At 73.5% G+C, this 20,900-nt stretch carries 19 protein-coding genes; 11 read left to right on the plus strand and 8 right to left on the minus strand.

What is annotated here, in order from left to right:
• Positions 1-15 precede the first annotated feature (15 nt).
• From menC to F4562_RS32435, 4 genes are all read right to left on the minus strand, one after another.
• On the minus strand, positions 16-1,116 hold the full coding sequence (gene menC, locus F4562_RS32420; protein ID WP_184547070.1) for an o-succinylbenzoate synthase: 1,101 nt from the start codon (positions 1,114-1,116) through the stop codon (positions 16-18).
• A gap of 268 nt (positions 1,117-1,384) precedes the next feature.
• Positions 1,385-2,164 (minus strand): GNAT family N-acetyltransferase, encoded by a 780-nt coding sequence (locus F4562_RS32425; protein WP_184547072.1) that lies wholly within the window; start codon positions 2,162-2,164, stop codon positions 1,385-1,387.
• Positions 2,161-3,387 (minus strand): M20 family metallopeptidase, encoded by a 1,227-nt coding sequence (locus tag F4562_RS32430; RefSeq protein WP_311734247.1) that lies wholly within the window; start codon positions 3,385-3,387, stop codon positions 2,161-2,163. The genes F4562_RS32425 and F4562_RS32430 overlap by 4 nt, the downstream gene beginning before the upstream one ends.
• Entirely contained in the window at positions 3,384-4,421 is a 1,038-nt protein-coding gene (locus F4562_RS32435; RefSeq protein ID WP_184854804.1) for a dipeptidase, read from the minus strand. The genes F4562_RS32430 and F4562_RS32435 overlap by 4 nt, the downstream gene beginning before the upstream one ends.
• A gap of 493 nt (positions 4,422-4,914) precedes the next feature.
• Here F4562_RS32435 and F4562_RS32440 point away from each other — a divergent pair, with 493 nt between their 5' ends.
• The 3 genes from F4562_RS32440 to F4562_RS32450 all read left to right on the plus strand — a co-directional run bounded on the left by F4562_RS32440 (position 4,915) and on the right by F4562_RS32450 (position 8,380).
• A complete protein-coding gene (locus F4562_RS32440; RefSeq protein ID WP_311734237.1) occupies positions 4,915-6,315 on the plus strand; it encodes a nitronate monooxygenase in 1,401 nt (466 codons plus the stop codon).
• Positions 6,316-6,761: 446 nt separating this feature from the next.
• On the plus strand, positions 6,762-7,319 hold the full coding sequence (locus F4562_RS32445; protein ID WP_184546786.1) for an NADPH-dependent FMN reductase: 558 nt from the start codon (positions 6,762-6,764) through the stop codon (positions 7,317-7,319).
• A gap of 185 nt (positions 7,320-7,504) precedes the next feature.
• Positions 7,505-8,380: a diacylglycerol/lipid kinase family protein gene (locus F4562_RS32450; protein WP_184546784.1), complete on the plus strand. Its 876-nt coding sequence runs from the start codon at positions 7,505-7,507 to the stop codon at positions 8,378-8,380.
• 44 nt (positions 8,381-8,424) lie between these two features.
• Here the strand turns inward: F4562_RS32450 and F4562_RS32455 are convergent, their stop codons facing one another.
• Both F4562_RS32455 and pgm read right to left on the minus strand, forming a co-directional pair.
• Positions 8,425-9,327, minus strand: coding sequence for a hypothetical protein (locus tag F4562_RS32455; protein WP_184546782.1), 903 nt, complete (start codon positions 9,325-9,327; stop codon positions 8,425-8,427).
• A 230-nt stretch (positions 9,328-9,557) separates the two neighbouring features.
• Positions 9,558-11,195: a phosphoglucomutase (alpha-D-glucose-1,6-bisphosphate-dependent) gene (pgm, locus tag F4562_RS32460; RefSeq protein ID WP_184546780.1), complete on the minus strand. Its 1,638-nt coding sequence runs from the start codon at positions 11,193-11,195 to the stop codon at positions 9,558-9,560.
• 317 nt (positions 11,196-11,512) lie between these two features.
• Between pgm and F4562_RS32465 the strand changes: the two genes are divergently transcribed.
• Entirely contained in the window at positions 11,513-12,427 is a 915-nt protein-coding gene (locus tag F4562_RS32465) for an ROK family protein (protein WP_184546778.1), read from the plus strand.
• A gap of 118 nt (positions 12,428-12,545) precedes the next feature.
• Here F4562_RS32465 and F4562_RS32470 read toward each other — a convergent pair whose 3' ends face one another.
• The gene (locus tag F4562_RS32470) at positions 12,546-12,746 is read right to left on the minus strand and encodes a hypothetical protein (protein ID WP_184546776.1); all 201 of its coding nucleotides are present in this window, start codon (positions 12,744-12,746) and stop codon (positions 12,546-12,548) included.
• A 17-nt stretch (positions 12,747-12,763) separates the two neighbouring features.
• On the opposite strand from F4562_RS32470, the gene F4562_RS32475 reads away from it, so the two are divergent.
• Positions 12,764-13,399 carry a hypothetical protein gene (locus tag F4562_RS32475; RefSeq protein WP_184546774.1) on the plus strand — a complete coding sequence of 212 codons (636 nt, stop codon included), beginning with the start codon at positions 12,764-12,766 and terminating at the stop codon, positions 13,397-13,399.
• Positions 13,400-13,496: 97 nt separating this feature from the next.
• Positions 13,497-14,720, plus strand: a complete 1,224-nt coding sequence (locus F4562_RS32480) for an NAD(P)/FAD-dependent oxidoreductase (RefSeq protein WP_184546772.1) — start codon at positions 13,497-13,499, stop codon at positions 14,718-14,720.
• Between the two features lie 214 nt (positions 14,721-14,934).
• Here the strand turns inward: F4562_RS32480 and F4562_RS32485 are convergent, their stop codons facing one another.
• Entirely contained in the window at positions 14,935-15,396 is a 462-nt protein-coding gene (locus F4562_RS32485; protein WP_184546770.1) for a PPOX class F420-dependent oxidoreductase, read from the minus strand.
• Positions 15,397-15,620: 224 nt separating this feature from the next.
• Between F4562_RS32485 and F4562_RS32490 the strand changes: the two genes are divergently transcribed.
• The 5 genes from F4562_RS32490 to F4562_RS32510 all read left to right on the plus strand — a co-directional run bounded on the left by F4562_RS32490 (position 15,621) and on the right by F4562_RS32510 (position 20,840).
• Complete coding sequence (locus F4562_RS32490) at positions 15,621-16,328, plus strand: fasciclin domain-containing protein (RefSeq protein ID WP_376770952.1); 708 nt, start codon at positions 15,621-15,623, stop codon at positions 16,326-16,328.
• Between the two features lie 203 nt (positions 16,329-16,531).
• Positions 16,532-18,166: a RecQ family ATP-dependent DNA helicase gene (locus F4562_RS32495; RefSeq protein ID WP_184546768.1), complete on the plus strand. Its 1,635-nt coding sequence runs from the start codon at positions 16,532-16,534 to the stop codon at positions 18,164-18,166.
• Positions 18,167-18,241: 75 nt separating this feature from the next.
• Complete coding sequence (locus F4562_RS32500; protein WP_184546767.1) at positions 18,242-18,511, plus strand: hypothetical protein; 270 nt, start codon at positions 18,242-18,244, stop codon at positions 18,509-18,511.
• Positions 18,512-18,670: 159 nt separating this feature from the next.
• Positions 18,671-19,081 (plus strand): VOC family protein, encoded by a 411-nt coding sequence (locus F4562_RS32505; RefSeq protein ID WP_184546765.1) that lies wholly within the window; start codon positions 18,671-18,673, stop codon positions 19,079-19,081.
• A gap of 652 nt (positions 19,082-19,733) precedes the next feature.
• Positions 19,734-20,840: a chymotrypsin family serine protease gene (locus tag F4562_RS32510; RefSeq protein ID WP_184546764.1), complete on the plus strand. Its 1,107-nt coding sequence runs from the start codon at positions 19,734-19,736 to the stop codon at positions 20,838-20,840.
• The last annotated feature ends 60 nt before the right edge of the window (positions 20,841-20,900 follow it).

A 20,900-nucleotide genomic window follows, 5' to 3' on the forward strand; every position in this document is an offset into this window, starting at 1 on the left:
GGGACCGTGAGGATGTCACAGGTCGATCCACTCGGTGGAGACGGTGACCTCGCGCAGCAGGTCGGGCAGCGGGGCGACGCCGATGCCGGGCCCGGTGGGGACGTCCAGGTGACCGTCGCGCAGTTCGAAGGGCTCGGTGACGTCGGTGGCGAAGTAGCGGCCGGAGGCGGAGGTGTCACCGGGCAGGGTGAAGCCGGGCAAGGCGGCCAGGGCCACGTTGGCGGCGCGGCCGATACCGGTCTCCAGCATGCCGCCGCACCACACCGCCACCCCGTGGGCCCGGCACAGGTCGTGGATGCGCCGGGCCTCCAGGTAGCCGCCGACGCGGCCGGGCTTGATGTTGACGATCGAGCAGGCGCCCAGCGAGATCGCGGCGGCGGCGTGCTCGGCCGACTCGATCGACTCGTCCAGGCAGACGGGGGTGGCGATGCGCCGGGCCAGGTGGGAGTGCTGCACCAGGTCGTCGTGGGCCAGGGGCTGCTCGATGAGCAGCAGGCCGAAGGGGTCGAGGCGGCCCAGGTGGGGGGCGTCGGTGAGGGTGTAGGCGGCGTTGGCGTCGGCCTGCAGCAGCAGATCGGGGCCGAAGCGCTCGCGCACGGCGCGGACCGGCTCGACGTCCCAGCCGGGCTGGATCTTGAGCTTGATGCGGACGTAGCCCTCGTCGAGGTAACCGGAGACCGCGTCGAGGAGCTGGGGGACGGAGTCCATGATGCCGACCGACACACCGGCGGGCACCCGGGTGGCGGCGGCGCCGAGGAAGGAGGCCATGGACTGCCCGGCGGCGCGGAGCCGCGCGTCGAGCACGGCGGTCTCCAGGGCGGCCTTGGCCATGCGGTGGCCCTTGAACGGGTGCAAGGCGCGGCCGACGGCGTGGACGTCGGCGTGCCGGGGCAGCGCGGGGATCAGGAAGCGGCGCAGCACGTCGGCGGCGCCGTCGACGTACTCGGGGGAGTAGAGCGGGCCGGACATGGCCACGCACTCGCCCCAGCCCTCGGCGTCGGGGGTGACCACGCGTACCAGCAGCACGTCGCGTTCGGTCTCGGTGCCGAAGGAGGTGCGAAACGGCGCGACGAGCGGCATCGCGATCCGCCGCAGTTCGATTCCAGTGATCTTCATGACGGTGTGCGGCCTCCGCCGCTTCTCCCTCCGGTCACGCCGCCGGTCAGGCGGCTCGTTCCAACGTCTCGTGCGGCTCGCACCGCGCAGCGGGTCGCGCACCGGGTCGCACGTGGGGCCGCGGGGGCCGCGGGTGGGCGGTGTGCCGGGCCGTGCGGCCCCGGTCTTTCTCCGGGTTGCGCCTGCGGTCCCTCTCCGGGACGGCGGCCCGCGGCGATCGTACGGCCCCCGCAGGGCCCCGCGCCGGCGACTTCGCCGGCCGGTGAACTCACCGGGCCCGCTCCACGACGTAGTAGTGCCTGTCGTGGAAACCGGTCACCCGGGCCCCCTCCCGCAGGAGGCCGCCCAGCACGTCGCGTACGGCGTGGCGCCACGACCGGGCCACCTCCGGGTCGGTGCGGCGCAGCGTCTCCACGTCGGCGGGCACGGCGATCAGCACCGTCGCGGTGTCGGTCCGCCCCGCGACCGGCCGGCCGTCGCACTCGCCCAGCCCGACCGCCGCGCCCGGCGGGACCTCCACCAGGTACGGCTCCCGCCGGGCGGCGGCCAGCACCTGCGGTTCGGACAGCCGCCAGACGGCGAGCACCCTGTCCGACTCGTCCCCGCTGTTGATCGCGTCGTTCATGACCCCGTAGAAGGACGGCAGGTACTCCTCGGGACGCGCGCCGAGCTTGGTCAGGTTGAAGTGGGCGTTGCGCCGCACCAGCGGGTCGTAGGTCCAGGTGATCCGCTCCATGCCCCGGGCCAGGGCCCACTCCCGCTGGTGGAGCTTGAGGGCGAAGCCGATTCCCCGCCCGGCCGCCGCGCCGGTGATGTGGGAGTGCAGCACCCGCTCCGCCGGGGCCCCGAAGAACCCCACCGACGCGCCGACCATCCGGCCGTCCAGGTAGGCGCCGGCCACGTAGTTGCCCGCGTGCGACAGCGCCCGCATCATCTCCACCGTGATCGGCGTGTTGGCGGGGCCGGGGTGCCAGATGCCGTCGAACAGCCGCAGCACGTCCTCGAAGTCCGCGATGGAGTGCAGCTCCCGCAGTACCGGGCCGTTCATCCGAGCACCGCCTCGACCAGGCCGGCCAGCAGCGCCGTACGGCCGGGCATCTCGGCCACGACCACGTGCTCGCCGTCGGCGTGGGCGCCGCCTCCCACCGCGCCGAGTCCGTCGAGGGTGGGGCAGCCGACCCCGGCGGTGTAGTTGCCGTCGGAGGCGCCGCCCACGCCGGCACCGGAGAGGGGGGCGAGCCCGAGCCCGGCGGCGACCCGCTGCGCGAGGGCGAACAGCTCGGCCGACGAGGAGTGCTCCAGAGGTGGCCGGTTCGGGCCTCCCCGCACCTCCAGGCGGGTCCCGGAGAGCCGGGGGGACAGGGCCCTCATCAGCTCGTCCACCCGCCGCTGCGCGGCCCGGGTGGGCACCCGGACGTCCACCGCCAGGCGGGCCAGCGCGGGCACGGTGTTGGTGGTGGTCCCGGCCGACAGCACCGTGGGCGTCACGGTGGCCGACCCCGGGGAAGGCGGGGGAGCGGCATCCGGCGCGGGGGCGGCGGGCGACGACGCCTCCACCGCCGTCACGGCCGGGAGGCCGTCGTTCGTCACGCCGCGAGCCGGACCGTCGCCCACCCCTCCATCGTGCACCGGAGCGGCGTTGACCAGGTCGGCGATCCCCGCGACGGCGAGAACCTGGTGGGCCAGCTCGATCCCGGCGTTCGCGCCCCTCTCCGGTTCCAGGCCGGCGTGCGCGGCCCTGCCGTGCACGGTGACCTCGTACATGGAGGTCCCCTTGCGCGCGGTCTTGAGCGCGCCGCCGTCGGCGCTCGCCTCCAGGACGAACGCGGCCGCGCAGCCGCGCGCCGAGTCCTCGACCAGCGCGCGCGAGGAGAGCGAGCCGACCTCCTCGTCCCCGGTGACCAGCACGCACACCCCGTCCAAGGACGGCAGCGCGGCCATGGCGTGGAACATCTGCACCAGGCCCGCCTTCATGTCGAACACGCCCGGCCCCCGGGCGATCCCGTCGACCAGCGACCAGGGACGCTCCCGCAGCGTCCCGACCGGCCAGACCGTGTCATGGTGGCCGACCAGCAGCACCCGGGGGATGCCGAAGGTCCACCGCAGGTGGGTGACCCCGTCGACCACGATCGTCTCCGCGCGCGCGCCGAGCATTCTGCGACCCTGGTCGGCGACCACCCGGGCACTGCGGGCCACCGCCTCGTGGTCGGCGGAGAACGACTCGCAGCCGACGATTTCCTCCAGGTCCTGGATCATCCGCGTCAGGTTCACGCGGGCCTGCCCAACTCGGCGCGGAACAACCGGTGCACGTTGCCGCCCAGGATCTTCACGATCTCGTCGTCGGCGAACCCGTGCCCGACCAGCGCCTCGGTCACCAGCGGCAACCCGGCCGGCCCGGCCAGCCCGGGCAGCGTCGCGTACACGTCCACCTCCCCGTACCCCAGATCCTCACAACACGGCGGCGTCACATCGTGCAGCACCTCCCGCACGAAATCCGGCCCCAGCCCCACATGATCGATCCCGGCCACCCCCGCCACATGCGCGATGTGCTCCACCAGCCGATCCACCCCCCGCGCCGCCGGATCCGCCGCCAGAAACCCCGGAAAGAAATTGACGCACACCACCCCACCGGTGGCGGCCACCCCCCGCAGCTGCGCATCGGTCAGATTCCGATGATGATCCCGCAACGCCCGCGCCGCCGAATGCGTGGCCAGCACCGGCCGGGTCGCCAGCTCCAGCACGTGCGCCACCCCGGCCGCCCCCAGATGCGAGACGTCGAACAGCATGCCCAGCCGCTCCATCACCGCCAGCGCCGCCACCCCGGCCGCGGTCAGCCGCCCCCCGGTGGCGTCCTCCCCGCTGCCGTCGGCCAGCGCGCTCCGCCCCCAGTGCGCGATCGAGGCCACCCGCACCCCCAGCCGGTACACGGTGGGCAGCAACTCCACCGACGCGTCCAGCCCCGGCATGCTCTCCAGTGCCAGCACCAGCGCGATCCGCCCGGCGGCCAGCGCCGCGTCCACCTGGGCCCCGTCCAGGCACAACCGCACCGCGTCGGCGTTGCCCTCGGCCAGCACATGCGCGCACTCGATCATCCGCAGCGTCTGGCGCAGCGCACCCTCCGGCCGGTAGCGGTCCTCGACGAAGACCGGCAGCACCTGGATGTCCACCCCGCCCTCGCGCAGCTGGGGCAGCCACCGCTCCCGGAAGAACGACGCCCACCGCTCCGGCGGCCGGGCACACACCGCCATCAACAAGTCATTGTGGGTGTCCGCGACGACGGCGCGGTGGTGGAGCTCAACGGACACGGGGCAACCCTCCGATGCGTGGTTACGGCGACCGTATGACAGGTCGGGGTGAGGGGGTTCGTCCCGTTCGCAGAAGAGAGGCCGGAGCGTTCGTCCATTCGGCCAAGACGTCCCGGGCCGCTCGCCTGCGCGGGAGGGACGGTTCGCCTGCGCGGGAGGGACGGTTCGCCCGCGCGGGGAGGGCGGCCGGTCCGCGCGGTGAACGGCGCGGGGCCGGGATGTGACCGTAGGACCCGCCCATCCGGGACTTTGGTCACTGGATGAGGTGTCCTCGCGGCCACTTGAATCTCACGGGTATCGAAGACATCGACGGAGCCCCGCGCTCCCTCGCCCAGGAGGGTGTTTCCCTTGGCGATTCCCGACGAGTTCCCCGGCGTCCCCCGCGGGGGGCACCGTGAGGTCCGCGACCCGTCCGCCCGGACCGGCACGCCTCGGGGCCGGCGTGTCTGAGGGCGGGCTCCCGGTCCTCATCCAGGGCGGGATGGGAGTAGGCGTGTCCGGGTGGCGGCTGGCGCGGGCCGTCGCCCGGACCGGACAGCTCGGCGTGGTGTCCGGGACCGCGCTGGACCTCGTGCTGTCCAGGCGCCTGCAGCGCGGCGACCCGGGCGGGCACCTGCGCCGGGCGCTGGCGCACTTCCCGGTCCCGGAGGTCGCCGAGCGGGTCCTGGCCCGCTTCTTCGTCCCCGGCGGCGCCGACCCCGGCCTGCCGTACCGGCCGGTGCCCCGGCTCGGCCTGCGTCCGCACCGCGCCCGGGACGAGCTCACGGTGGTCGCCAACTTCGCCGAGGTCTTCCTCGCGAAGGAAGGGCACGACGGCCCGATCGGGATCAACTACCTGGAGAAGATCCAGCTGGCCACGCCCGCCTCCGTCTACGGGGCGATGCTCGCCGGAGTCGACTACGTGCTGATGGGTGCGGGCATCCCCTCGGAGATCCCGCGGCTGCTCGACGCGCTCGCCGCGCACCGGCCGGCGGAGATATCGGTCACGGTGGCGGAGTCGGCGGCCGACGACCGCCACACCGTCGGCGTCGACCCGGCGGCGCTGCTCGGCCGCGTCCTCGGGCCGCTGCGCCGGCCCCGGTTGCTGGCCATCGTCTCCTCCCACGTCCTGGCCGCCTACCTCACCCGTTCCGCGGAGACCCGGCCGGACGGGTTCGTGCTGGAGACACCGGTGGCGGGCGGGCACAGCGCACCACCCCGGGGCAAACCGCAGCTCGACGCCGCGGGCGAGCCGGTCTACGGGCCGCGCGACCGGATCGACACCGGCAAGATCGCGGCGCTCGGCCTGCCGTTCTGGCTGGCCGGCGGCTACGGCACCCCGGAGGGGCTGGTCCAGGCGGTCGAGATCGGCGCGGCCGGGGTCCAGGTGGGGTCGGCCTTCGCGCTGTGCCGGGAGTCGGGCCTGGACGCCACGCTCAGGCGCCGCCTGCTCGGCCGGGCCGCCGAGGGCACCCTGGAGGTCCGCAACGACCCGCGCGCCTCTCCCGCGGGCTTCCCCTTCAAGATCGCTGACCTGCCCGGCACCATGTCGGACCCGGCCGTCTACGCCGAACGTCCCCGCCTGTGCGACCTGGGGCATCTGCGCACGCCGTACCGGAAGGAGGACGGCGCGGTCGGCTACCGCTGTCCCGCCGAACCGGTCGGCGTCCACGTCCGCAAAGGCCGTCCGGAGGAGGACACCGTGGGACGGCGCTGCCTGTGCAACGGGCTGCTCGCCGCCATCGGCCTCGGCCAGCGGCGGCCGGACGGCTACCAGGAGCCCCCGCTGCTCACTCTCGGCCAGGACCTCGGGTTCCTCGAAGGGCTGCCGGACGACTACTCGGCGGCGGACGTCGTCGGCCACCTCCTCTCCCTCTCCGCGGCCGGGCGAGCCCGGGTGGCCACCGCGTCGTGACACCCCCGGGGAGGCGGCCCTTCGCACGTGTCCGCCTCCCCGGCGCGGGCCGCCGCCACGCCATAGCCCGGCGGCGGCCCGCGGCCCCTGAGTGCTCGCCGCGCTTGGCCGAGAATTCACCCGGTCTTGGAGAAACGCTCCCCTCGATCATGTTCGTGAGCCCTTTCTGAGGGCAGGTCCGGGAACGTGACGGAGTGTGAGGTCCGGCGGCACCGCCGCCGCCGGGTTGACCTGCGAGGACGCGTACGCCGCCGGGGGGCCTGCGGGCCGGGCGGCACGGACGGTCCCGCCGGGGGGCCTCCCGCTACCGGTCACGGCGATGCCGTGCGGCGGTTTTTTCGGTGAATCGGGGAGCGTTTCGCGCCACCGGTCGCGGTCGCGCGACCACAGCGGTGCGGATCCCCCGTTTTGAGGGTCGCGATCTCGCGACAGGGATGGGGCCGGGAATGAAGATCATTGGAATCGCGGGTGGCCTTCGCTCGGGGGCCTACGTGCGCAGGTTGCTGAAGGCGGCGTCGCGGGAACTGCCCGCGACGACGGAGCTCACGATCTGGGAGGGCCTCGACCGGGTGCCGCCGCTGACGGACGGCACGCTCCCGCGCGCCGTGGACGAGCTGTGCCACGCCCTCGCCGGGGCGGACGGCATGCTGATCACCGCGCCAGGGCACAGCTCGCTGCCTGCGCAGCTGGGATACGCCCTCGACTGGGTGGCCTCCCGCCGAGCCGGCGCGGTCCTGGTGGGCAAGCCCGTGGGCCTGGTGACCGCCTGCTCACGCCCCCACGAGGCGACGTGGACGCAGATCCAGCTGGGCCGCGCGCTCGGCGCGGCGGGCGCCGTCGTGTACGGGACGGAGGTGGTGGTCTCCCCGGCTCCGAGCCACTTCGACGCCGACGGCAGGCTCACCGACCCCACCTGCCGAGCGCGGATCCGTCACGTGCTGGAGGAGATCGCCTCGCGCGTCCCGGCCAGGTCCGGTGCGGACACCGCCCTGTCCCACACCTGAGGACCGCCCGGCCGGTCCGGCGCCCCGGGTGCCGGGCCGGCCGGTTCCTCTGTCGTGGCGGCCGGCCTCCGCCGCGAGGCCGGCGGACGGCGGGAGCCGCCGGCGCGGGCCGTGCCGAGAAGACCCCGCGTGATCGCGGTTTCCCCGGGCAGGGACCGTGCGGACGATCACGCGGAGGAGCGAGCATGACCGAGCTGCTGGCGATCTACAACGAGGGTGCGGGAAGCGCCGGCGATCGGGCCCGGGCCGCGGCCGTCGACACGCTCCGCGCCGGTGGCGCCGACGTGGTCGAGGCACCCGTGGGCGAGAAGGACCTCGACGAGACGCTCGACGCCCATCCCGGCCACGACGTGGTCGTCCTGGGCGGTGACGGCACCCTGCACGTGACGGTCGCCGCCCTGCACCGTCGCGGCGAGCTGACCACCCGCACGGTGGGGCTCGTCCCCCTGGGCACCGGCAACGACTTCGCCCGCGGGCTGGGCATCCCGCTCGATCCCCCGCAGGCCGCCCGCGTCGTGCTCGCCGGGCGGTCCACCCCGCTCGACCTGCTGCTCGACGACGAGGGCGAGGTCGTGGTCAACGTGGTCCACCTGGGGGTGGGGGCGGAGGCGTCCGAGCGCGCGACGCCCCTCAAGCCCGCGCTCGGGCGGCTCGCCTACCCGGTGGGTGCCCTGCTCGCCGGCGTGCGGAGCCCCGGCTGGCGGTTGCGCGTCACGGTGGACGGCCGCCCGATCACCGACGGGCGGCGGGTCCTCATGGCCGGCATCGGCAACGGCGTCACCATCGGCGGCGGCACCCCGGTGGCCCCTCGGGCCAGACCCGACGACGGCATGGTCGACGTCGTCGTCGCGCTGACCACCGGCCCGCTGCAACGGCTGTCGTACGCCCTGCGCCTGCGCCGGGGAACCCACCCGGGGCTGCGCGACGTGGTCACCGCGCGCGGGCGGGAGGTGCTCGCCGAGGGCGAGCCCGTCCCGGTGAACGCCGACGGCGAACTGACCGGCCGCACCTCCCGCCGCCGCTGGACGGTCGTGCCCGCCGCCTGGCGCATGTTCACCTGACCGGCCCGTGACCGGGCGCCGGAGAAGCCCTCCGGCGCCGGCCGTCAGGAGCCGACGGCCCGTCCGAACGCGATCGGGCGGTCGGCCATCGGGTGGTAGCCCGTCGTCACGTTCTCGTTCGCACCCCACCAGTGGCCCAGCGGCCGGTTCGCCGCGTCGGTACGGATGAAGATCCAGCCGCGGCCGAGGCCGGGGTACTCGGTGGTGCCGACGGCGCGGGTGTCGCGGAAGTTCCGGTACGGGGACGACGGCGAGGTGGACGCCACCCCATGCGGGTTGCTGGTGACGTCGACCACGGGAACCGCCCACTCGACCGTGGAGGCGTCGCCGTCCCGGTCGTACGGCACCGGGGCGTCCGCCACGATCATGGCGTGGCCGGTGGGATCGCCGGTGGCGGTGGGCGAGCCGCCGTACCTGATCGCGATGACGACGCCGGCCCCCAGTTCGTTCACCTGGTCCAGATCCGCGTCGGCGCTGGTGGTGAAATGCTCGACCCCGGCGGTGAAGGCGTCGTGGTACTGGGCGGCGGTCGGGCTGACCGAGCCGAAGGCGCCCGCCAGGTACCGGTCGGTCACGAACGGCCACGCCTGCCTGAGCACCCCGGTGACGAAGCCGGCGCACTTGCTGCGGTTGAAGTAGGTGGTGGCGGAACCGGGGGTGCCCCAGACCACGGACGTCGTCTGGTCGCCGGTGGCGTAGGTGTTGTAGGCGCTCTGGCCCGGCCAGGCCAGGCTGTTGAGATTGTCGGCGATCTCGGCCGCCGTCAGGTATGTGTCGCCGGGCACGGCCTGCGCCGGCGTCGCGCCGATCAAGCTCCCCGCCAGGGCCAGGGCCGCGGCCCCCGCCGCGGTCGCCCCACGCGGTCGCCGGCGCATGTCCCGCCGGGTGCCGTTCCGTGCCGTCGTCTCGTGCCGGTCGTCGGTCGTGCGGGATCTCACGCGTGCCATGGTTCCTCTCCTGGGTCTTCTCCGGTCTTTCCGGTCATCTCCCCGATCGCGGGACGCCCGCGTCCGCCGTCGCGCGTGCCACCCTCGTGCCCGTGCCGCGCGTGCCCGTGCCACCTGTGCCGCCTGCGGGAGGGAAGCCAGGCGCGCGCGCCTCCGCCGGACGGCCGCGGAGCGGGGGCGTGCCGTCACGCCTCCCGCTCCGCGGCCCGGCCCGCGGGACGCGCTCCGCGTCAGCCGAGGGTGGCCGAGACCAGGTCCCTGGCCTCCTGCTGGACTCGCGCCAGGTGCTCGGGGCCCCTGAAGGACTCGGCGTAGATCTTGTACACGTCCTCGGTGCCGGAGGGCCGGGCGGCGAACCAGGCGTTCTCCGTGGCGACCTTCAGCCCGCCGATCGGGGCGCCGTTGCCCGGCGCGGAGGTGAGCACCTGCGTGATCGGTTCACCGGCGAGCGTGTCGGCGGTGACCTGCTCGGCCGAGAGCCTGGCGAGCACCGCCTTCTCCTCCCGGGTCGCCGGGGCGTCGACGCGGGCGTAGGCCGGGTCGCCGAACCGGGACACCAGGTCGGCGTAGTGCTCGCTCGGCGAGCGCCCCGTGGTCGCGCTGATCTCCGAGGCGAGCAGCGCCAGGATGATGCCGTCCTTGTCGGTGGTCCACACCGAGCCGTCGCGGCGCAGGAACGACGCGCCGGCGCTCTCCTCACCGCCGAAGCCCAGCGAGCCGTCCAGCAGTCCCGGCACGAACCACTTGAACCCCACCGGCACCTCCACCAGCCGCCGGCCCAGGTCGGCGGCCACCCGGTCGATCATGCCGCTGCTGACCAGCGTCTTGCCGACCCCCGCGTCCGCGGGCCAGCCGGGACGGTGCGAGTACAGGTAGGAGATCGCCACGGCGAGGTAGTGGTTGGGGTTCATCAGCCCGCCGTCGGGGGTGACGATGCCGTGCCGGTCGGCGTCGGCGTCGTTGCCGGTGGAGACGTCGAAGGCGTCGCGGTTGGCGATGAGCGAGGCCATCGCGTACGGCGACGAGCAGTCCATCCGGATCCTGCCGTCCCAGTCGAGCGTCATGAAACGCCACGTCGGGTCGGTCAGCGGGTTGACCACGGTCAGGTCCAGCCGGTGCCGCTCGGCGATCTCCCCCCAGTAGGCGACGCTCGCCCCGCCCAGCGGGTCGGCGCCGATGCGCACCCCCGCCTCCCGGACGGCGTCGAGGTCCAGGACCGACGGCAGGTCGTCCACGTAGCGGCCGAGGAAGTCGTAGCGGCCGGTCGTGTCGGCGGCCACCGCCCTGGCGTACGGGATCCGGCGGACCTCCTTGAGGCCGTCGGCGATCAGCGCGTTGGCCCGATCCTGGATCCAGGAGGTCGCGTCGGTGTCGGCCGGGCCGCCGTTGGGCGGGTTGTACTTGAAGCCGCCGTCGGAGGGCGGGTTGTGCGAGGGGGTCACCACCACACCGTCGGCCCGCCCCGCGGCGCGTCCCCGGTTGTGGGCGAGGATCGCGTGGGACACCGCCGGTGTCGGGGTGTAACCGCCCCGCTCGTCGACCAGCACCCGCACCCCGTTGGCGGCGAAGACCTCCAGCGCCGACACCAGCGCCGGCTCGGAGAGCGCGTGGCTGTCGCCGCCCAGGAACAGCGGGCCGTCGATCCCCTGCTCCGTGCGGTACTCCACGATGGCCTGGCTGGTCGCGAGGATGTGGTCCTCGTTGAACGCGACCCTCAGCGAGGAACCCCGGTGTCCGGACGTCCCGAACGCCACCCGCTGCCCGACGTCACCCGGGTCGGGGTGCAGCGCGTAGTAGGAGGTCACCAGGCGGGCCACGTCCACCAGATCGGACGGCTGCGCGGGCTGCCCCGCACGCTCATGAGTCATCGCAATCTCCTCATATCAGTCGTGGCTCACCGTATCTACCCGCGAATCGGAGAAGTCCGCGTAGCGTGCCCGGCGTGTCGCGACCGCCCCGCCGCGGCCGCCCGGACCCGGGACGCGCAGACCGTTGACAACGTTGTCATCGCCGTCATACCTTCACCCTGTTTGCCCGGTTCCCGGGTGACGATCGCCTGTTTCCCAGCACCGGAGGACCCCTTGCACAGCCGCGTGGCGGCCCCGGCGGGCACCTGCCGCCCCTTCCCGCCCCCGGCGGGTACCTCCCGCCCCTTCCCGTCCCCGCCCGCCCGTGAGGGCGGCTCGTGACCGTCCTCGCGATCGACATCGGCGGCACCAAGTTCGCCGCCGCGCTCGTCCGGCCGGACGGGAGCATGGACCGCCGGACGGAGGTGCCGGTCGGGCCGGACCCCACCGCCACCCTCGCCTCGCTGGTCCGCGAGGTCGGCCCCGCGGAGGTGACCGGGGTCGGCATCGGCTCCGCGGGCCCGGTCGACGTCACCGCCGGCAGGGTCAGCCCGGTCAACATCCCGGCCTGGCGGGACTTCCCGCTGGCCGACACCGTCGGCGGGCTCGTCCCCGCAGTGCCCGTCGCACTCGCGGGAGACGGCCAGTGCATGGCGCTCGGCGAATGGTGGCGGGGTGGGCACGGCCCGGCCTCCCGTGCCCTCCTGGGCATCGTGGTCTCCACCGGTGTGGGCGGCGGCGTCGTCCTCGACGGGGAACCGTATCTGGGCCCGACCGGGAACGCCGGGCACATCGGCCACATCACCGTCGACCGCGACGGCGAGCCGTGCCCCTGCGGGGCGACCGGCTGCCTGGAGACGATCGCCAGCGGCCCGAGCATGGTCCGCTGGGCCCTGGCGAACGGCTGGCGCGCCGCGGCCGGCCACCCGGACGCCAGGGCCCTGGCGTCCGACGCCGCGCGCGGGATCCCCGTCGCCCGGCTCGCCTTCCAGCGGGCCGCCGACGCGCTCGCCACGGCGATCCTCACCGCGGCGGCCCTGTTCGACCTCGACGAGGTCGTCGTCGGCGGCGGTGTCTCCGGGGCGGGCGACACGCTGCTCACCCCGCTGCGGCAGGCGGTCGCCAAGCAGGCCGGGCTCGGCTTCCTGCACCGCCTCACCGTCACCCGTACCGCGCTGGAGCGTGACGCCGGCCTGTACGGCGCCGCCGCGCTCGTCCTGCCCCGGGAGGTGAGGCCCCCCGCCGGGAGATGAGGACCCCGCCGGGAGGTGAGGACCCCCGCCGGGAGGTGAGGACCCCGCCGGGAGGTGAGGACCCCCGCCGGGAGGCGAGGACCCCGCCGGGAGCCCCAGGGCTGGGACCCGGTCGCCGTCAGCTTCGGCTGACGTCCGGCGGACGCGCTCCGTCCTCGGCGGCCTCCCGCGCGGAGCCCTCCTCCAGGCGGGCGCGCAGCCGGGTGCGGATCTCGTCCGGGGTGTAGGCCTGCCGCCGCCGCTCGGCTCGCGCGATCACCGCTCCCGTGGCCGCCACGCCCGCGACGCCCGCCAGGCCGAGTATCTTCCACCATCGCATGTGCCTACGCTACTGGCATGTCCGGTAAGAACATCAGCCTCGACGAGGCCGTCAACCTGACCCGCACCGGTGACGTGTGGCTGTTCCGCGGCCGGACGGTGCCCGACCGCGCCATCCAGACCGTGACGAACAGCCCCGTCAACCACGTCGGCATGTCGGTCGTCATCGACGACATGCCTCCCCTGATGTGGCACGCCGAGCTCGGCCGCTCGCTGCCCGACCTGTGGTCGGGGACGCACCAGCGCGGGGTGCAGTTGCACGACCTGTGCGAGGCGGTCACGGTCTGGGCCACCCGGTACGGCCAGCGGGCCTGGCTCCGGCAGCTGGAACCGGAGATCCCCCGGGAGATGGAGGACGCCGTCCTGCGCACCGTCGCCCGGCTCGACGGCACCCCCTTCCCGTCCACGGCCAGGCTCGCCGGACGCTGGATGAAGGGACGGATACCGAAGATCTTCAAGCGGGGGCGGGAGGAGAGCGCTCTGGAGAGCGCCTACTGCGCCGAGGTCGTCGCCGTCACCTACGAGGCCATGGGCCTGCTCCCCGGCGGCAGGCGGCCCAACTGGTACGACCCGGGCCGGTTCTGGAGCGGCGACGACCTCCGGCTGGAGGGTGGTTTCCGGCTCGGGGGAGAGATCACCGTGAAGCTGGGGTAGGGCCCCGGTCGGACGGGGCGGCCGACGCAACCCCCGGCGGACGCCGTCCGAAGTCACAGGGGGCGGATCCCGCCGCCGTCGAACCAGGGGGTTGCGCATGTCGGACACGGTGATCATCGTCGGTGCGGGTCTCGCGGGCCTGGCGTGCGCCGTCCGGTTGCACTCCGCCGGGGTGCCCGTCCGCGTCGTCGAGTCGTCGGAGGAGGTGGGCGGCCGGGTGCGCACCGACGTCGTGGACGGTTTCCGGCTCGACCGGGGCTTCCAGGTGTTCAACACCGCCTACCCCGAGGCGGGCCGGGTGCTCGACGTCGCCGCTCTGGACCTGCGCGCGATCCCCTCGGGTGTGATCGCCTTCGAGCGCGGGCGCCGGGAGCGTTTCATGCTGCCGTGGCGCCACCCGAGTCAGGCGCTGAGCGGGTTGCTGGCCGACGTGGGGTCACCGCTGGACAAGGTCGCGCTGGCCGCGCTCACCGCGCGCGACATCGCCCTGCCCGCCGATCGGCTGCGTGACGGCCGCGAGCGCACCACACAGGAGGAACTGCGGCACTGGGGCATCTCACAGAAGATGATCGAGAAGATGATCCGCCCCTTCCTCGCGGGTGTCGTGCTCGAACGCGAGCTGGAGACCTCCAGCCGTTTCTTCCACCTGATCTGGCGGGCCTTCGCCCGGGGCACGGTCGGGGTGCCCGCGCTCGGCATGGGCCAGATCGCCCGCCAGCTCGCCACCCGGCTCCCGCCCGGTGCGATCTCCCTCGGCACCCCCGTCATCGCGGTCAGTGAGGACGGCGTGGAGACGGCCGGGGACGGCACGATCCCGGCCCGCGCGGTGGTCGTGGCGACCGACCCGGCCATGGCCGCGGCGCTCTACCCGGGGCTGGAGATCCCGACGATGAGGTCGGTGACGACCTTCTACCACGCGGCCCCGCGCTCACCCATGGAGGACCCCACGCAGATCGTCGACGTGGAGGGCCACATCACCGACACCCTGGTCATCAGCGACGCCGCCCCGGAGTACGCCCCGCCGGGCCGCGCGCTGATCTCCACCTCGGTCCTGGGGGTCCTCTCCGCCGGCGACGAGCCCCGCGTCCGGGCACGGCTGTCGCAGATCTACGGCACCGACACCTCCGGCTGGGAGCACCTGGCGACCTACGCGATCGGGGACGCGCTGCCGGCGATGCCGCCGCCGTTGCGGATGCGGCGCCCGGTCCGTTTCGCGGACGGCCGCTACGTGTGCGGTGACCACCGCGACACCGGCTCTCACCAGGGAGCCCTGGTCTCCGGCCGCCGCGCCGCCGACGCCGTCCTGGCGGACCTCGGGTGATCTCGTAAGGACCTGGGAACGTCCCCGGGGGAGCCGGGGTGACCCCGGGGGCTCCAGGGGAGCCGGGGTGATCTGGGAGGGTCCAGGAGCGACGGCTCCCGCATGGCACGGGGTGGCCCGGTGTGGCCCGGGGCGACGGCTCCCGGACGACCCGGGGTGGCCCGGCGTGGCCTGGGGCGACCTTGGAAGGCCGTTCCGCCCGGCGCGTCCGCGTTCAGGCCAGGCGGGCGGGGAAGCCGCCGGTAGCGACGGGGCCCCAGCGCTCCGGGGTGACGCGCAGCAGCGACTTGCCCTGGCGGACCATGGCCGCGCGGTACTCGTCCCAGTCGGGGTGCTCGCCGGAGACGGCCCGGTAGTACTCGACCAGCGGTTCCAGCGCCTCGGGCAGGTCGAGCACCTCGGCCGTGCCGTCCACCTGCACCCAGGGGCCGTCGAAGTCGTCCGACAGGACCACGACGCTCACCCCGGGGTCGCGCCGGGCGTTGGCCGCCTTGGCGCGCTCGGGGTAGGTGGACACCACGATGCGGCCCTCGGCGTCGACGCCGCAGGTCACCGGGGACGCCTGCGGCCTGCCGTCGCGCCGTGCGGTGATGAGCAGCGCGCGGTGGCGGTGACGGAGGAAATCCAGCAGCCGGTCACGTGAGACGACCTCGTTGGTCGCGATCCTCGGGCTCATGCCCTCACTGTACGGGGGAGGGGAACGGCCGGTTTCCCGTGGTTTTCCGGAATGGAATATCGGCTCTTCTGGACACTTATATGGATTTCTGGGAGATAAGTAGTCAAAAATCTCCTAATGTGGCATTTGTGAGGAAGTGTCGGGAATCGATCTCCAAAAGCAGTGGATGAGCGCCTCGGGCACCGTCCGGCGGGCCCGGCGGCTCATCCGCCCACCCGAAGGAGATGAACGTGGAGAAAAAGGCTCTCCTCGCCTCGGCTCTGACCGTGCTCGCCATGACCGCGCTTCCCGCAGCCCAGGCGGGCGCCATGAGCCCGGGTCTCTCTCCCGCGCCCGTGCCCACCGACACCGGTGCCAGCCCGCCCGCACCCACCGACATGACCTCACCGTCCCCCACCGACATGACCTCACCGTCTCCCACGGACATGACGTCGCCGTCTCCCACCGGGACGGGCGCGATGACCGAGCCGTTCGGCCCGGCCTGCGCCTCCCTGCCGGCCACGGGTGAGGGCAGCCTGGAGGACATGGCGGGCAAGCCCGTCGCGGACGCCGTCGCCTCCAACCCCGAGCTGTCCACGCTGAACGATGCGATCAAGCAGGCCGGTGTGGCCGAGACGCTCAACTCCGCCGAGGACGTCACGGTGTTCGCACCCACGAACGACGCCTTCGACAAGGTCCCCAAGGACACGCTCGACAAGCTCCTCGCCGACAAGGAGGAACTGACCAAGGTCCTGACCTATCACGTCGTCGAGGGCAAGAAGACGCCCGAGAACCTGACGGAGGGGACGCTGACCACGCTCCAGGGCGGCACGCTCACCGTCGAGGGCTCCGGTGAGGAGTTCACCATCGACGACGCGAAGATCGTCTGCGGCAACATCCAGACCGCCAACGCCACCGTCTACCTCATCGACGGCGTGCTCATGCCCAAGTGACCCCGGAGACCGCGACCGGCTCGCCCCCGGACGACCGGGGAACCCGCGACCGGCTCACCCCCGGACGACCGGGGAGGTCCCGACCGGCCGACCGAGGGGCGCCCGCGCGGCGCCCCTCATCCCCGTGATGATCGCGCGCGACTACCCCGCCGATCCGCGGGTACCTGGGCCGTGACAGTCGGGGAGACCGGAAGGCGGACGGCATGGGCGTCAAAGACGGGTCCGGGGCACGGACGCGGCGGCTGCGGGAGGTGGCCCGCGAGGTCTTCGGCTGGCGGGAACTGCGGCCCGGACAACTGGAGGCCATGCGCCACCTGCTGTCCGGCGGCGACGCGCTCGTGGTCATGCCCACCGGCAGCGGCAAGTCGGCCGTCTACCAGGTGCCCGCGCTGCTGCTCGACGGCCCCACCGTGGTCGTCTCACCGCTGATCGCGCTCCAGCGTGACCAGGTCGCCGGCCTGCGCGGCGCCGACGCCGGAGGAGCGGTCGCGGTCAACTCGGCGCAGTCCGGCGGCGGCGACTCCCTCGACGCCGTCCGCGCCGGCACGACCGAGTTCGTGTTCCTCTCTCCCGAGCAACTGGCCAAACCCGAGACGGTCGAACGGCTCCGCGCCGCCCGCCCCTCGCTGATCGCCGTCGACGAGGCGCACTGCGTCGCGGCCTGGGGGCACGACTTCCGCCCCGACTACCTGCGGCTGGGGCAGGTGATCGAGCGGCTCGGTCATCCGCCGGTGGTCGCGCTGACCGCCACGGCCACCCCGTCGGTGCGGGAGGAGATCGTCTCGGCCCTCGGCCTGTCGGACGTCCGGCAGATCGTGCGCGGGTTCGACCGGCCCAACCTCGACCTGGAGGTGCGGCGCTTCACCTCCCAGGAGGACCTGCGCCGGGCCCTGGTGGAGGACGCCGCCTCCCGTAGCGGCCTCGGCCTGGTCTACGTCGCCACCCGCCGGGCCGCCGAGGAGTACGCCGACGCGCTGCGCGAGGCAGGCCGGCGCGCCGAGCCGTACCACGCGGGAATGAAGGCCGCCGACCGCCACCGGATCCACGAGATGTTCCGCGACGACGAGCTGGACGTCGTCGTGGCGACCTCCGCGTTCGGCATGGGCATCGACAAGCCGGACGTCCGCTACGTGCTGCACGCCGCGCCGCCGGAGTCGCCCGACTCCTACTACCAGGAGATCGGCCGAGCCGGCCGGGACGGTGAGCCGTCGGCCGCGGTGCTCTTCTACCGGCCCGAAGACCTCGGGCTGCGCAGGTTCTTCGCCGGCGGCCGGGCGGACGAGGAACTGCTGTTGCGCGTCGCGACCCTCGTCCACGAGCACGGCGGCACGGTTCCCGCCCGCGAGCTCCGCGAGGTGCTCGGCATCGGCGCCACCCGGCTCACCCGCCTGGTGAACCTGCTGGAGCGGGCGGACGCGGTCGAGGTCACCGCGCGCGGTGACCTGCGCCGCGCCCGTGGCGGCCCCGGCCCGGAGGAGGCGGTCGCCCGGGCCGTCGAACTGGACGACACCCGCCGCCGCATCGACGAGTCGCGCATCGACATGATGCGCGGGTACGCCGAGACCACGGGCTGCCGCCGCCGGTTCCTGCTGGAGTACTTCGGGGAGCCGTACGAGCGCACCTGCGGGGCCTGCGACACCTGCCGGACGGGCGTCTCCACCGAGCCCGAGGCGGACGGCCCGTACGAGATGCACGCCCGGGTGCACCACAGCGCCTGGGGCGAGGGGATGGTGATGAGCCGCGAGAGCGACCGGATCACCGTCCTGTTCGACGAGGTGGGCTACAAGACCCTCTCCCTGGAGGCCGTGGAGCGCGAGGACCTGCTGACGGTCGAGTAGGACCTGTTCCGAGCTCAGATCTTCAGGCGGGCTGGGGTTTCGGATCCGCAAGACGGCTCCGCGCAAGCGGAGTCCGTGTCGGCCGGGTCGAGGTCGGCCTGGCCGTGGGCGGCGAAGTTGGCGGGCGTCGCGCTGACCGCGTGGCTGGTGCACACCGGCCGTATCCCCATGCCGGAGAACGCCGCCGCGGCCCTTCGGGAAGTCGGAGTGACGGAGGCCGAGGTCATCGCGATCCTTGAGCGGCTGGACCAGAGCGCGAGCCGCTGGCACGCCCTGGCGGTCGGTGAGTCGCTCACCATGGGCTGGCCCTGGCCGGAGCGACGCGGCGGGCGTCGCACCGCGTAGCGGCAAAGAACACGGTTCCGGCTGGGCTCCCCTTGACAGGTGAACGGGCAGCCGATCGCGTTGTCGAGCTGGTTCCACCGGTCACACGTCACCTTCTGAAGATCTGACCTCGGAACGGCCCCAAGGCCTGTATCAAAGATCTTGTGGCAAGATCGCGGGGTGCTGCGACTCACCGATTTCATCATCGACTGCCCGGACACGATGAAGCTGGCGGCCTTCTACGCTGAGGTGACGGGCCGCCCGATCAAGGAAGGCAGCAACGAGAACTGGGCCGGCATCACGTTCGGCGAGGTCGAGCTGGCCTTCATCCGGGTGGACGACTACCGCGCTCCGCAGTGGCCCGGCAGCGAGCACCCCAAGCAGTTCCACCTCGACTTCGAAGTGGACGAGATCGAGTCCGAGCAGCGCCGCGTCCTCGACCTCGGCGCGACGCTGCAGCAGGACTTCATCGGCCCCGACGGCTACGGCTGGCGGGTCTACACCGACCCCATCGGTCACCCCTTCTGTCTGTGCCGCAACAAGGGCGTCACCTGGACCGACCAGGGCCTGATCTGGCCCAAGCATGACTAAGGCCTGTATCGAAGTGCCGGTCAGAGCCATTCGCTGATCGCGGCGACCACCGCGAGTCCCGGCCTGCCGACCGGGCTGATATCGGGCCGGTCGCGACGGGCGTTCGAACGGTTCCCGGCCCATGCCCCGGTCACGCCGCGAACGGGCGTCGCAGCGGGGCCGCCCCGAGGAAGGACCGCCGAGCGACATCGGCGGTCTTGGGGGTGCCCGCCGCCGGGCGAGGAGTCGCTTCAAGCCTCTCCAAGGACGCACAAGCCACTGGCAACGCACGGATGACACCGTGACCACTCCCGGGAAGCGGCGAACAGGGGGACCGGGGCGTCGAAGGCGGTGAGTCCGCAGGGTCACTCACCTCCGGCGGCCGGCCCCACCGCCTCCCGAGGGACGGTACGGCCCCGCCGCCCGCGACCGCCGGCTGGCCCGGCATGGCGGGCGTCGAGCATCCGAGCCGGATCACCGCTTTCGTTCCCATGGAAGGATCAGGATCATCGTGCGTTTCCGTCTTCCCCTCGTAACGGCCGCGGTTTTGCTCGCGGCCGCCGTCGGGGCCGGCCCCGGGATGGCCGCGACCGCCCCGGGACCGGCCGCCGAAGCCACACCGCCGGTACCCGCCGGCTCTTCCGACTACCTGTCTCCTCAGGACCGGCAGGCCATGACACGGCAGGAGCCGCTCGTCCGGGCGGCGTCCCGGATCCGTCAGCTCGTCGAGGGCGGGGCCGACGCGGGATACGCGGGTCTCGAGATCGCCGGTGACCAGGTGCTCCTGTGGTGGAAGGGCACGCCGTCCGCGGCGGTGGCCCGCGCCGCGCGTGACGCGGGCGTCCCGGTCGAGGTCAGGGCCGCCGCGCATTCCAGGCGGGAGTTACGGGCCGCCGCCGACCGGCTGTGGCGGTCGGCGGGCGTCGAACACGGTGGCCGGGTTCACGCGCTCAAGGTGTTCTCCGACGGCAGGGGTCTGGAGGCGGCGGTCCGCCCGGGGCAGGCCCGCGGCCTCGCCGCGCTCCCCGATGCCGGCGTTCCGGTGGCCCTGGCCGAGCGTGATCAGTTCACACCCACCAGACGATGCGACGACAGGCCCGCGTGGTCCGGCGGGGCCGCCATCCGCAACGAGGCGGTCGGCAGCTTCGGCCCGTGCGGCGGAGACGCCAACCTGGGGTACAACTGCACCGCCGGGTTCGGCGTGCGCATCGGCACCGCCGAGTATCTCCTGACCGCCGGTCATTGCGGCGTCCGGGGAAGCGTCTTCTACGACGGCTCCGGTCAGCGGCGCATCGGGCAGGCGACGCACAAGAACCAGTCCCACGACCTGCTGCTCATCGAGACGGACGCGACGAGCCGTATCTGGGACGGCGCTCCCGGCGTCAGCGACTTCACCAAGCCGGTGGTCGGCTGGGGCTGGACCGCCTCCGGGCAGTCGCTGTGCTACTCGGGCGTGTACTCCGGGGCGAGGTGCGGGTTCACGGTCGACGGCGAGTACACCACGATATGCGGTGAGCTCCACGTGGGCGGCACGTTCGAGTGCTGGAACGACATGATCTCCGCGAAGGGATCGTCCGGCGGGAGAGAGTTCGCCAGGAGGGGTGACAGCGGGGCCCCGGTCTTCTCCCTGATCAACGACTACTCGTGGGCGCAGGCGGCCGGAACCGTGAGCGGCTACATCGACGGCGGAGACGCCGAGTGGATCGTCTTCCAGGACTTCGGCACGGCGACCCGTGACTTCCCCGGCCTGAACACGATCAATCTCGTCGAACCCATGTGACAGGATCCCGTGCCGGGCGTGCGTGCGGGCCCCGGCACCCCGCGACCAGGTACGGTCCGG

The organism is Streptosporangium becharense, assembly GCF_014204985.1.
GTDB lineage: Bacteria > Actinomycetota > Actinomycetes > Streptosporangiales > Streptosporangiaceae > Streptosporangium > Streptosporangium becharense.

Bases quoted from the DNA above. Each gene is read 5' to 3' on its own strand.
- F4562_RS32485 (WP_184546770.1), bottom strand. From the start codon at position 15,396: ATGAGCCCGAGGATCGCGACCAACGAGGTCGTCTCACGTGACCGGCTG.
- F4562_RS32475 (WP_184546774.1), top strand. From the start codon at position 12,764: ATGTCCGGTAAGAACATCAGCCTCGACGAGGCCGTCAACCTGACCCGC.
- F4562_RS32445 (WP_184546786.1), top strand. From the start codon at position 6,762: ATGAAGATCATTGGAATCGCGGGTGGCCTTCGCTCGGGGGCCTACGTG.
- pgm (WP_184546780.1), bottom strand. From the start codon at position 11,195: ATGACTCATGAGCGTGCGGGGCAGCCCGCGCAGCCGTCCGATCTGGTG.
- F4562_RS32470 (WP_184546776.1), bottom strand. From the start codon at position 12,746: ATGCGATGGTGGAAGATACTCGGCCTGGCGGGCGTCGCGGGCGTGGCG.
- menC (WP_184547070.1), bottom strand. From the start codon at position 1,116: ATGAAGATCACTGGAATCGAACTGCGGCGGATCGCGATGCCGCTCGTC.
- F4562_RS32490 (WP_376770952.1), top strand. From the start codon at position 15,621: ATGAACGTGGAGAAAAAGGCTCTCCTCGCCTCGGCTCTGACCGTGCTC.
- F4562_RS32455 (WP_184546782.1), bottom strand. From the start codon at position 9,327: ATGGCACGCGTGAGATCCCGCACGACCGACGACCGGCACGAGACGACG.
- F4562_RS32480 (WP_184546772.1), top strand. From the start codon at position 13,497: ATGTCGGACACGGTGATCATCGTCGGTGCGGGTCTCGCGGGCCTGGCG.
- F4562_RS32510 (WP_184546764.1), top strand. From the start codon at position 19,734: ATGACACGGCAGGAGCCGCTCGTCCGGGCGGCGTCCCGGATCCGTCAG.
- F4562_RS32450 (WP_184546784.1), top strand. From the start codon at position 7,505: ATGACCGAGCTGCTGGCGATCTACAACGAGGGTGCGGGAAGCGCCGGC.
- F4562_RS32495 (WP_184546768.1), top strand. From the start codon at position 16,532: ATGGGCGTCAAAGACGGGTCCGGGGCACGGACGCGGCGGCTGCGGGAG.
- F4562_RS32425 (WP_184547072.1), bottom strand. From the start codon at position 2,164: ATGAACGGCCCGGTACTGCGGGAGCTGCACTCCATCGCGGACTTCGAG.